Source organism: Streptomyces sp. NPDC051364, from assembly GCF_040682115.1.
Lineage (GTDB): Bacteria > Actinomycetota > Actinomycetes > Streptomycetales > Streptomycetaceae > Streptomyces.
Genome location: NZ_JBFBAH010000016.1, coordinates 149275 through 160907, shown reverse-complemented (window position 1 = coordinate 160907; position 11633 = coordinate 149275). Strand labels below are relative to the sequence as shown.

Sequence of the window (11633 nt, the reverse complement as noted above, 5' to 3'; positions counted from 1 at the left end):
GCCCAGGAACCTTCCCCGTCTCCTGCTTAGGAGCCTCGTCCTTACCCTTCTCGGGAACCTTCTCCGTCTCCTGCCCAGGAACCTTCCCCGTCTCCTGCTTAGGGACCTCGCCCTTACCCTTCCCAGGAACCTGGTTCGTGCCCTTCTCGGGGTTCTGGCCTGTCTGGGTCCCCTTATCTGTTTCCCTTTCTTGCTCCCTGCCCTTGTCCTTCTCGGGGAGCTTCTCCACTGGTCCCGAATCGGTCGGGGGCAGGACTGGGTACGCCGCGTCGGGGGTTTGGCCCTTCGGGGGCGGGACATCGTGGTCGTGCTTGCCCTGCACGTCGCCGCTGGACCGCTCGTACCAGCCCTTGCGGTCGTGATCGAACATCATGACCGTCTTCACCGGCTTCTCGGCGGGCTTGACCGCAACGAGGTCGGAGGACTGGAACGACGACCACTCCTTGCCGCTGTACGTCTGCTTGCCCTTGACGGCGACGGGCGGGGCCAGGGGGTTGCCGCAGGCGCAGCGGACGCGAGGTACGCCGCGGTTGTCGACCAGGACGGGCGTGCCGGCCTGCAGCACCGCCTGATAGCTGGTGGGCGCGGCGTTCTTGTACCCGTGGTTGGTGACCCGGGTGTCCCAGCCGAGCCGGGCGGGAGTCAGCGACCGCAGGTACGAGGGGATGTCGGACTGCTCGATGCTCAGGGGGGCGGCGAAGGCCTTCCCCTTGTCCTTGTGCTGCGAGAGGAACTGGATCTGCTTCTCGACGTCGCAGCTCGCGAGGTTCCGCGTGCCGCCGTAGAGCCCCGGGTATGCACCGTTGACCTCGAGGGTGCGCGCACCGGCTGTGCCGTCCTTCGACTGAGCAGCAGCTACGGGTACGACTCCGGCGTCCGTGGATTCCGCGGACGTCGAGGGGGTGAACGGGTCGGGGCCGGCCGCCGAGGCGGGCTGCAGGAAGACCTCTCCGCCGACCGCCTTGTTTCCGCCCATGACGGTGAAGGCGAGGACCACTGCCGTGGCCATGGCCACGGCGGTGCCGGCACTCAGCAGGGTTCGGCGCGAGCGCCATCCGTGAGAAGACCCCTCGCGGCGCCGGCCGGGCTCACCCGGCTCGCCACTGACGGTCGGCGGCCCAGGGGGCCCAGGGGGCGGCGGAGGCCCCGGCGGTGGAGCGTGCTCGTCTGTCGGCCGACCGGACAGCGGACCGGACGGGGGCCCGGTGGGACGCTCGGACGAAGGGGGTAGGGAACTCACGACACACTCCCCCCGACGTGGGACATCGGGAAAACAATGGTCATTCGCATGTGCTCGCTCCTAATCGCCAGTATGACCTCCGAGTCCCGGAGGCGTGAATATTGGAAATTTCTCCCCCGCGAAAAAAGGTGAAGAGGCGGCCGGACGGGCCCGTCTCTTCCCCGTGTTGACGCGGGTGGGGCCAGCCGGTGTGCGTGAGCCCATGTCTTGAGTAAGCCCTCGACTTCGGATCGCGTCACGTTCCGAGTTTTCGTGACTTGACGACTGACGATGGTGGTCCCGGTGGCTGGCAGGCACGACCGCTCTGGCCCTCTCCAGCGCCTGGACATGACGGGGGGAGCAGGGTTTCGCCACGCGGGCGGGGAGGCGCGGGCGGCCCTGGAACGTGCACCGTCAGCCGCACGAGTCGTGGGTCGCAACATGCTCTGCGGGCGTGCGGTAGCGCCACCCCACGCAGCAGTAGCCGGAGAGGCTGTGGCCTCTCCGGCTACTGCTGCGTGGGGTGGTTCCCGGTGTGGAGGAAGTCAGACCTCACTGACCGAGCTTCTGCTTCAGGTTCTCCTTGACCTGCAGCTTGATGTTCTGCTTGTTCACCTGGCCACCCTTGCCCGTACCGTCGCCGCCCACGGCGGTCGCATCGCCCGTGTTGATGGCATCGGCACTGGCGTCACCGCCACGCGCATTACCGGTGGTGATCACACACTTGCCCTTGCAGTTGCCGACTCCGGTGGAGGCATTGCCGCCCTTGGCGGTACCGCCGACGGTGGTGTTCTCGGCGTTGGCGTCGCCGCCGGTACCGATTCCGTCGGCGCTGTCGTCCTGGAGGAGGTTGACGGCCTGCTGCGGGGCGGCGGTCGGTGCGGCCATGGCGGTCGCCGGCAGGGCGATGCCACCACCGACCAGTGCGACGGAAGCTCCGGCCAGGAAGATGCGACGGGTCCAAAAACGTTCAGACATGATGATTCTCCATTCGGTGTCAAAAGGGTTTGTTTTCCGCCCCGCAGAAAAGACCGGGATCGTGTTCCGGCCTCATGTTCTCCGGGAGTTCCCCGGTGAGGGCGTACTCCAAATAAACCCTGCAGGGGCGCGTGCGTCACGCCACTCGAATACGTGGCTTGACCCCTGGAACCGATCTTGGTAGAAGCTGCCGTCGGCCGGCGCGACCCGGCCCGGCCCGCAGCTGTCCGTGCCGCAACGGGGCAGCATTGAACGTGTTCAAAGGCTCTGACAGTATTGCCTGCGGGAACCCTCCGGAGCAGGGGACAAGGATCCGCCTGCCCGCGTGCACGGTTGCCCTGAGACCCGGAGGTCAGCGCAACGTGATCATCGCCTTCTTCGTCTTCCTGCTTCTGGGTCTGATCGCGGCTGTCACACCGGGCGCGGCCCTCGGATACGCATTCGTCGCGGTGAGCGGCAGGCTCTCGCGCGGGGCCAGGATCGCGTGGCTGCCGGTCCTGGCGGCAGCGTCGTCAGTGGTGTGGTTTGACCTGGTGGGGGCCGCCAACATGTGGCGGCCCGCCATCGTGGTGGTGTCGTTCACCGCGACCCTCGTCTCGGGAATCACCTTCCTCGCGCGCGAAACACGCATGCGGCGCGCACCCCGGTATCCCATGCCGGTGTGGCCCGCCTGGACTCCACCGACCGACTCGAGGTGAGCGCCGCGCGCCCAGGCGGGATCCGGGGTTTGCGCGCATGGCAGCCCCGGTGTCCTGCTACTTCAGGCCGATCTCTTCACACGCGGCCCTGAACTTGTCGGTGCAGATCTCGTCGACCGTGTAGACGCCGTCGTCGACCACGGTGGACTTCACATTGCTCTTGGTCAGCGCGACGCCCGGGACGAGGACCGAGGGCACGCCCTTGGTGGTCGGGCTGTTGACGATCTGGTTGATGATTCCGTCGATCTTCTCGCCCTTGGCGAGGGCAACGGCCATCTCCGCGGCGGCGGCAGCCTCCGGCGCGTACCGCTTGTAGACGGACATGTACTGCTCGCCCGCGACGATCCGCTGCACACCGGCCAGTTCGGCATCCTGACCCGTGACCGGGGGCAGGTTGGAGATTCCGGCCGCCTTGAGGGCGGTGATGATGCCGCCGGCCATTCCGTCGTTGGCGGAGTAGACGCCGACGATCTTTCCCTTGCCGAGCGCCGACAGAGCGGCCGCCATGTTCGTGTTGGCGTTCTCCGGCTTCCAGTCGACGGTGTCGTACTCCTTGCCGACATTCACCTTGCCGTCGAAGACGGAGTGCGCACCGGACTTGAACTGCTTGGCGTTCGGGTCGGTGACCGAGCCGTTCATCATGACGATGTGGCCGTCCTTGGCCTTGTCGCCCAGGGCATCCAGCAGTGCCTTGCCCTGGACCTTGCCGACGTCTTCGTTGTCGAAGGAGGTGTAGGCGTCGATCGGACCTTCCGCCAGGCGGTCGTAGGCGATGACCGGAATGCCGGCGTCCTTGGCCTTCTTCACCGAGCCGGCGATGGCCTTGGCGTCCACCGCGTCGATGACGAGGACGTGAACCTTGTCGGCAATCATCGCTTCGACCTGGGAGTTCTGGGCGGCCGCGTCCTGCTTGGCGTTGGCATAAACCACTTTGCCCTTGCCTCGCGTGAATTTGGCGACTTCCTTCTCGATCAGCGGCTTGTCGAACTTCTCGTAGCGCGCCGTCTGGTCCTCGGGAAGCAGGAGGCCGACCTTGATCGCGTCACCCGTGGCGGAGGCCCCGGGTCTCGCGCCGGCGTCCTCATCCGTACTGCCGCAGGCAGTGAGGGAGACAGCTATCGCGGAAGCAGCGACTGCAGCAGCGACTCGACCCAGATATGTGTTCACGATGTAAACCTCCCTGACGAGGCCCTGTACTGGCGGCCGAGGTAGACGCAGTCAACTCGGCGTCGACACCACCGTCAAGAAGTGAACTATTAACGAGATGGCAACGTTGCCATCACGCTCCGCATCCTCACAATCCAGGAATTAGTACGTCTTTTCAGCACGATTGACCCTCCAATAGCAGTTCAACTTTTGAAGAGTCCGCCCGGACTCCGACCACTTGCCGGCACTTGAACGTCGGGGTCGGCCTGTAGAGACGGTGTGAAAATCCGCCCTCAGGCCCCACCGATCGGCGACGCCGCATGCCGGAGCGGAACCGAACGTGACACCGTGGACACGTCTTGCAGTCGGCCATCACAGCTTGGAGGTAATCCCGTGATGTACGCACGCCAGAAGAGGGTCCGGTCGGTGACACCGACACCTACGCGGCGCCGATTGGCGACGGTCGCAGCGGCCCTCGCCGCAGCCTGTGCTTCGGCGTTGGTGACCGCAGCACCGGCGAGCGCCGAGGTCAAGTCCACGTGCGGGACCTACATCTGCGTGGCCACCGCCTATCAGGGGCGCGACTACGTCCAGGACATCACCGTCACCACCAGGGACGGGCTGCCGGGGACGCTGCGCGCCTTCGTGGGCGACTACCGGGGGAGCAAGGCCGGCGTGTCGCGGGCCCGGTTCGTCATCAACCGAGAGTTCAGGGCGTATCCGCGGCTGGCCGTCTGCGGTGGCCTGGACCGCAGTGGCAGGGTGATCGAGAACCACTGCGTGTTGATCCCCTGACCGTTCCCGACGCCGGCGGCTCCGCTCCCCGACTTCCCGGTCGTTCCTCGTCCGGGCCCCGGCCGAAGCCGGGGCCCGCTCGGCCCGTCGAAGATCATCGGGTGCAGAATAGCCGGTATGTCGATGAGAAACACTCCCAAGACGGCATCGATCGACGACGCTTCACCGATCGGCCGCACCCTGGCCCGCGCTTTCGACGACGACCCGATGATGCGCTGGTTCTTCCCCGACGACGCCACACGCGAGGCGGGGCTGGGCCGCTACTTCAGCACGATCTTCACCCGGCAGTACGGCCGGCACGGCGTATGCGAACGCACCGACGCGGCGGCGGCTTTCTGGGTGCCGCCGGGCGCACAGGACAAGGCCGTTCCCGACGCGGAGACCATCCAGGAGCTCGGGGAGATCCTGGGCGACCGAGCTCCGCTGTTCCGCGAAGCCGTGGCGGCGGCTGCCGGGCAGGGACCCCAGGAGCCGCACTGGTACCTGGCCGTGGTCGGCGCAGACCCTGCCGCGCAGGGCCAGGGACACGGAGCCGCCCTCCTCCGCTCGGGCCTCGCCCAGGCCGACGCGGCCGGCCTGCCGACGTACCTGGAGTCCTCCAAGCCGTCCAACCTCCCCGTCTACGAGCACTTCGGCTTCACGGTGCTCGGCGAGTTCCGGCTCCCGGGCGGCGGGCCGACCCTGTGGTCGATGCGCCGCGAGCCGCGCCACCCGGCCAGCGCCTGAGGTCTTCCCAGCGGCCCGCGAGAGCCGCAGCCTGCCGAACAGCGGGCTGCGGCTCTCGGCCCTGCCGTGTCAGAGGCCGCTGACAGGATGCGGTCCATGGCCTCTGCCACCGCAGTCGATTACGGCTGTCGACCGGACTCAGCTCTGACCCCGCAGTCGGCCGGAGACGGTAGCCGGGCCTCGGGGACCCGGCCCTCGGTACGTGCTGCGTCACATCTCCACGACGGCCTCCAGCGGGCTCAGGGCGGCTGCCCGGCGGGCCGGGACGGCCGCCGCGATCGCGCCGATCGTGAGGGACAGCAGGCACACGAGGAGCAGCGTCCCCCAGGGCAGGGCCAGGGAGTACTGCGTCATCGCGCCGTTGGCCAGAGCGCCGACCGTCCAGGCTCCGAACAGCCCGCCTGCCAGGCCCAGGAGTGTGCCGAAGGCGGCGACGGTCACCGATTCCAGGCGGATCATCCTCCGGATGCCACTGCGGTCCATGCCGATGGCGCGCAATACACCGATCTCGCGGGTGCGTTCCGAGACCGACATGGCCAGGGTGTTGACGATGCCGAGTGCGGAGATCACGGCGCCGATGGCGAGCAGCCCGTACATCAGGGTCAGCAGGTTGCCCAGAGAGCCGGCGGCCTCCTGGACGAGTTCCTTCCGGTCCTTCACCTGCACCAGCGGGCTGTTGCCCACGGCGGTGCGCAGCCGGTCCTCGGTGGCCCCGGAGACCGCCCCGCTGTCGGTGCGGACGAGGATCCGCTGGATGGTTCCGGTCTTGAAGCTGTGCTGCTGGACCTCGGTGCGGTCGCCCAGTACCTCCCCGGCGGTGGGGTTGTCTTCGTAGACGCCGACGACGGTGTACTGCTCGAGCTCCTGGCTGCGGCCGATGCGGGCGTCGAGCCGGCTGCCGGTGCTCAGGTGCTGTTCGCGGGCGGTGGTGCTGGAGACGGCGATCCGGCCCGGTCCGAGGTCTTTCAGGGAGCCACTGACGAAGCCGAGCTTCATGACGGCGTTCACGGTGCCGGGGTCGACGCCGGCGATGACCTGGACACCGCCGCCGACGGTGAACACGACGGAGTCCGCAACGGCGGCCGCCGTCTTCACCCCGGGGGTGTCGGCCACCCGCTTCTCGGCGGCCGGGTCGATGGACGTCATCGTCGTACGGCTGCTGATCACGTAGTCGGCGCCGAGGCCGGCCGCGGCCTGCCGGTCGAGGGCCTGCCCGCTGGAGTTGCCGATGACGGCGAGCCCGGCGACCAGCGCCGTACTGATCATCAGGGCGGAGGCGGTGGCCGCGGTGCGCCGCGGGTCACGCAGCGCGTTCTCCCGGGCGAGGTGCCCGGTGATCCCGAAGCGGCCGGTCAGTCGTCCGCTCAGCCGGATCACGGGGCCGGCCAGAAGCGGCGCCAGCACGATCATGGCGACGACGACGAGGGCGCAGCCGAACATCGCGTTCTGCAGGTTCTCCACCGAGGCGTCCTTCGCCCCCATGAGCGACACCAGCAGCCCGGCGCCGACGGCGAGCAGGACCAGCCCCACCGCACCGCGGACCCGGGACGCGGTGGCGGTGGGCGGCTGTTCCGCCGAGCGCAGCGCCTCGATGGGCGCGACCTTCGCCGCCCTGCGGGACGGCAGCCACGCGGCGAGCACCGTGACGCCCACACCCACCCCGAGCGCCGCCACGACGGGCACCGGACCGATCACCAGGGGGCCGCGGGGCAGTGTGTCCTGCGAGGTGCTCAGGATGCCGGGCAGTACGGAGGCGATGCCGAGGCCGAGCAGGAAGCCGGCCACCGACGCGGCGAGGCCGACCAGTACGGCCTCCCAGAGGATGGAGCGGACCACCTGGCGGCGCGAGGAGCCGATCGCCCGCAGCAGTGCGATCTCCCGGGTACGCCGGGAGACGAGCATGGTGAAGGTGTTGACGATGAGGAACGAGCCGATGAACAGCGACACTCCGGCGAAGATCATCGGCATCTTCTGGTAGCCGCGGGTCAGCGTGTCGAGGTAAGTGGCCTGCTGGGTGGCCTGGGCGGCGCCGCTGACGGCCTCGGCCCGGTCGGCCGGGAGCACGGCGGTGACCCGTTCGGAGAGCCTGAACTGGTCGGTGCCGGGCGTCGCGGACAGGTCGATCGAGGTGTACTGGCCAGGGGAGGCGAACAGCTCCTGGGCGGTCGCCTTGTCGAACAGTACGAGGGTGCCGCCGGCGGTCACCCGCGTGTCCTGGGTGGTGACGATTCCCACCAGCCGCTTCTTCATGACCGGGCCGTCGGTGGCCAGCGTGACCGTGTCGCCGATGCCGAACCCGCCTGCGGCGGCGGCGGCGCTGTCCACGGCGAGTTCGTCGCCGTTCCGGGGGGCGTGGCCCTTGACCAGCGGATGGCGGCTGTCCTTGCCGTCCTTGCCCGGCACGTAGGCGCCGGCCAGGTTCGCCCACGCCTTGCCTGCGCGCAGCGGAGCGCCGTCCGCGCCGTTCAGGGTTGCCGAGCCGTCGGCTGCGGGACGCGCGGCGGCGACACCGGGCACATCGGCCAGTTTCCGTACGAGCGCGTCGTCGAGTGCTCCGGGCTTGTCGTCCGCGGCCCCGGGCGGGGAGTCCTTCGGGGTCACGGTGACCGCGATGTCCGCGAAGTTCTTCGACGCGGCGGCGCGGTAGGCCGCGGCGGAGGACTCCGCGAAGACGAGGGTGCCGCAGACGAACGCGACACCCAGGCAGACCGCGAGGACGGTCATGACCAGACGGGCCTTGTACGCCAGGACGTTGCGCAGGGCTGTTCTCAGCATGGGCTGCTTTCGGGGACGTGGGGGTACGGGAATGACTGGGGGTACGGGAAGGTGTGACGCAGGTGGCGGGGTGAGGCCGGGTCAGCTGGTGCGGGAGCGTGCGTCGAACGCCTTCATCCGGTCCAGGACCCGGTCCGGGGTGGGGTGGGCCATCTCGTCCTCCGGACGGCCGTCGGAGAGGAACACCACGCGGTCGGCGTAGCCGGCGGCGACGGGGTCGTGGGTGACCATGACCACGGTCTGGCCGAGCTCGCGCACCGAGTCGCGCAGGAAGCCGAGGACCTCGGCCCCGGCGCGGGAGTCGAGGTTGCCGGTGGGCTCGTCGCCGAAGATGATCGCGGGGCGGGAGACCAGGGCCCGGGCCACGGCGACGCGCTGCTGCTGCCCGCCGGACAGCTGTCCGGGCCGGTGGCCGAGGCGCTGGGAGAGGCCGACCATGGAGACCACACGGTCCAGCCACTGCCGGTCGGGGCGGCGTCCGGCGATGGTCAGCGGCAGCGTGATGTTCTCCAGCGCGGTCAGCGTCGGCAGCAGATTGAACGCCTGGAAGATGAAGCCGACCCGGTCGCGGCGCAGCTCGGTGAGCTGCCGGTCGTTCAGCGTGCTCAGTTCGGTGGTGCCGATACGGACGGAGCCGGAGCTGACCGTGTCGAGCCCGGCGGCGCAGTGCATCAGGGTGGACTTGCCGCAGCCGGAGGGGCCCATGATCGCGGTGAACTCACCCTCCCGGAAGGCGATGCTGACCTGGTCCAGGGCGACGACACGGGTGTCGCCGCTGCCGTAGACCTTCGACAGGTCACTGGTGGCGGCCGCTATCCCGGCGGTCGTCGGATACGGCGCGAGGGCGTCGAACGGTGCGGTGGTCACGGGGGACTCCTCTTCGGGTGCCAATGGGTGCACTTCGAAGGGTGTCCGGGGCGTGTATCGGAGCCGGGGCGGCCGTGTATCGGCGTCCGCGTCGCTTCGTATCGGTTCTGTAGGGGTGGGGGCCGGCGCCGATCGCGGTGGTCAGGCCGGCAGTGTCAGGCCGGCAGGCGCAACGTGACGACGGCGCCGCCGTCCGGGGCGTTGGCCAGGCGCAGCTCGGCGCCGAGGACCCGGGCCTGGCCCAGGGCGATGGTCAGGCCCAGGCCGTGGCCCGAGCCGCGCTCCGCCGCGCCCGTGTGGAAGCGGCGCGGACCGTCGCGCAGCAGGTCCGAGGGGAAGCCCGGGCCGTGGTCGCGTACGACGACCGTGCGGCCCTCGACGGTGACTTCGACCGGGGTCGCGCCGTGCCGGTGCGCGTTGACGACGAGGTTGCCGACGATCCGTTCGAGGCGGCGCGGGTCGGTCTCCACCGCCTCGGCAGACTCTCCGCCGGGCGCATCGGCGACGGTGACCTCCGCATCGAGTCCGGTCCTCGTCACGGCCTCGCGGACGACCGCGCCGAGCGGCACACGGGCGCGGACCGGCTGCTCCGCGCCCGCGTCCAGCCGGGAGATCTCCAGCAGGTCCTCGACCAGGCCGCGCAGGTCCCGTACGCGACCCCGGAGCAGATCCTCGGTCTCACCGGGCGGCAGCAGGTCGGTGGCGACCAGCAGGCCGCCGACCGGGGTGCGCAGCTCGTGGGCCACGTCCGCGGTGAACTGGCGCTCGGCGCGCAGCCGTCGGCCGAGGCTGTCGGCCATCTGATCGACGGTGGCGGCGATGTCGGCCACCTCGTCGCCGCCCTTGATCGGCCCTGTACGGGCATCGAGGTCCCCGGCGGAGATCCGGACCGCCGTCTCGGAGACCCGGCGCAGCCGACGGCCGAGCAGACCGGCCCCGTAAACCGCCAGGGGTACGGCCGCCGCGAGCGAGACCAGGGAGGCCACCGCCATGCTCACGTCGAGTCGGCGCAGCCCGTAGAGGTCCGAGTTCATGTTGGACCGGACGGCCAGCACCGGGCTGCCCGGGCCGCCGACCCGCTGGGCGCCCCAGACGCTCGGGCCCAGATTGCCGCTGACGTATCCGTCGTAGGCCGTACGCCGGTTGCCGTCGGCCGGGTGGCACAGTACGTCGGGCAGGCCGGCGGGATCAAGTTCGGCACCGTCCGCCAGCGTTCCGGTACGCCGGTAGGTGTCCATGGCCGAGTAGACGGTGTTGAACGCATCCCGTTCGGCCCGGCTGCGGATGTCGCTCGCGGTCCACAGATGGACCAGCACTCCCACCGCCGCCGCGACCAGGCAGGCGATGGCCGCGGCCAGTGCGGCGATCTTCCGGCGCAGGGACGCGCGGGCCGGCCGCAGCCGGTGGAACGGGCGCACCTGCCTCAGCGCCTGAACTTGTAGCCGAAGCCGCGGACCGTCTCGATCCGGTCCCGGCCCAGTTTCCTGCGCAGCCGCTGCACGCACAGGTCCACGACCCGGCTGTCGCCGTCCCAGCCGTACTCCCAGACGTTGCGCAGCAGGGTGTGCCGCTCGAGCACGACGCCCGGGTGGGCGGCGAACTCCAGCAGCAGCTTCAGCTCGGTCGGGGTCAGCGCCACCGGGCTTCCGGAGACGAACACTTCCAGGCCGCGCGTGTCGATGGCCAGGTCCCCGAAGACCAGCCGGTCTCCGTCGGACGACGGTGCCATCTCGCCCGCAGGGCGCCCGGTTCCGGCAGCAGGAGCGTAGGTGGCCCGGCGCAGCAGCGAGCGGATGCGCGCCACAAGTACGTAGGTGTCCACGGGCTTCACGACGTAGTCGTCCGCGCCGGCCTCCAGGCCGGCGACGACGTCGAGCCCTTCGCCGCGAGCGGACATCATCAAGATCGGCACCAGGCTGGTTTCCCGGACTCTGCGGCACAGGCCGATCCCGTCCAGACCGGGCAGCATCACGTCCAGGATCAGCAGGTCGAAGCTGTCGTCGCGGAACAGCTCCAGCCCCGCGAGCCCGTCGGCCGCCGCCTTCACCTCGTAGCCGTAGCGCTCGAGGGCGACGGCGAAGGACCGGCGCATCAGCTCGTCGTCCTCCACCAGCAACACCCGAACGGGGCGCGGAGAGGCCGGAGCAGGAGTGGGCGAGGACACGGGGACGACTCCTGTTCGGGCGGGCCGGGCGGCATCGGCCCCGTGTGCGCTCACGCACGGCCGGCGACCTGAAAGGAACGATACGGCAGGCACCGGGCGCGGGGACCGCGTCGCCCGCCGGACACGCATCGCCTCCCGGGAACCTCCTCCATCCGAGAACATGCAGGTCAGATGGGGTGGCGGGGATCGGGCAGACGGCGGATCCAGGGCCGTCCGGAGCTCTGTGGGCCCTTCGTCGCTCAGGGCCTGCACGCCGTTTCGATGG

The 11633-nt window shown here is 69.8% G+C and carries 10 protein-coding genes; 3 read left to right on the top strand and 7 right to left on the bottom strand.

Going from position 1 to position 11633, the window contains the following annotated elements:
- Both AB0M76_RS28715 and AB0M76_RS28710 read right to left on the bottom strand, forming a co-directional pair.
- Nucleotides 1–1009: DUF6777 domain-containing protein (locus tag AB0M76_RS28715; RefSeq protein WP_365955618.1), on the bottom strand; the 1009-nt coding region annotated here is incomplete at its 3' end.
- 762 nt (nt 1010–1771) lie between these two features.
- Complete coding sequence (locus AB0M76_RS28710) at nt 1772–2197, bottom strand: hypothetical protein (protein ID WP_365955617.1); 426 nt, start codon at nt 2195–2197, stop codon at nt 1772–1774.
- A 362-nt stretch (nt 2198–2559) separates the two neighbouring features.
- On the opposite strand from AB0M76_RS28710, the gene AB0M76_RS28705 reads away from it, so the two are divergent.
- Nucleotides 2560–2895: a hypothetical protein gene (locus AB0M76_RS28705; protein WP_365955616.1), complete on the top strand. Its 336-nt coding sequence runs from the start codon at nt 2560–2562 to the stop codon at nt 2893–2895.
- A 57-nt stretch (nt 2896–2952) separates the two neighbouring features.
- Here the strand turns inward: AB0M76_RS28705 and AB0M76_RS28700 are convergent, their stop codons facing one another.
- Complete coding sequence (locus AB0M76_RS28700) at nt 2953–4062, bottom strand: substrate-binding domain-containing protein (protein ID WP_365955615.1); 1110 nt, start codon at nt 4060–4062, stop codon at nt 2953–2955.
- A gap of 432 nt (nt 4063–4494) precedes the next feature.
- Between AB0M76_RS28700 and AB0M76_RS28695 the strand changes: the two genes are divergently transcribed.
- Nucleotides 4495–4836, top strand: coding sequence for a hypothetical protein (locus tag AB0M76_RS28695; protein ID WP_365955614.1), 342 nt, complete (start codon nt 4495–4497; stop codon nt 4834–4836).
- Nucleotides 4837–4953: 117 nt separating this feature from the next.
- Complete coding sequence (locus AB0M76_RS28690) at nt 4954–5562, top strand: GNAT family N-acetyltransferase (RefSeq protein WP_365955613.1); 609 nt, start codon at nt 4954–4956, stop codon at nt 5560–5562.
- Between the two features lie 210 nt (nt 5563–5772).
- Here AB0M76_RS28690 and AB0M76_RS28685 read toward each other — a convergent pair whose 3' ends face one another.
- From AB0M76_RS28685 to cseB, 4 genes are all read right to left on the bottom strand, one after another.
- Nucleotides 5773–8337 carry an FtsX-like permease family protein gene (locus AB0M76_RS28685; RefSeq protein ID WP_365955612.1) on the bottom strand — a complete coding sequence of 855 codons (2565 nt, stop codon included), beginning with the start codon at nt 8335–8337 and terminating at the stop codon, nt 5773–5775.
- Nucleotides 8338–8418: 81 nt separating this feature from the next.
- Entirely contained in the window at nt 8419–9204 is a 786-nt protein-coding gene (locus tag AB0M76_RS28680) for an ABC transporter ATP-binding protein (protein WP_365955611.1), read from the bottom strand.
- Between the two features lie 155 nt (nt 9205–9359).
- On the bottom strand, nt 9360–10622 hold the full coding sequence (locus AB0M76_RS28675) for a HAMP domain-containing sensor histidine kinase (RefSeq protein ID WP_365955610.1): 1263 nt from the start codon (nt 10620–10622) through the stop codon (nt 9360–9362).
- 5 nt (nt 10623–10627) lie between these two features.
- The gene (gene cseB, locus AB0M76_RS28670; protein WP_365955629.1) at nt 10628–11323 is read right to left on the bottom strand and encodes a two-component system response regulator CseB; all 696 of its coding nucleotides are present in this window, start codon (nt 11321–11323) and stop codon (nt 10628–10630) included.
- Nucleotides 11324–11633: the final 310 nt, after the last annotated feature.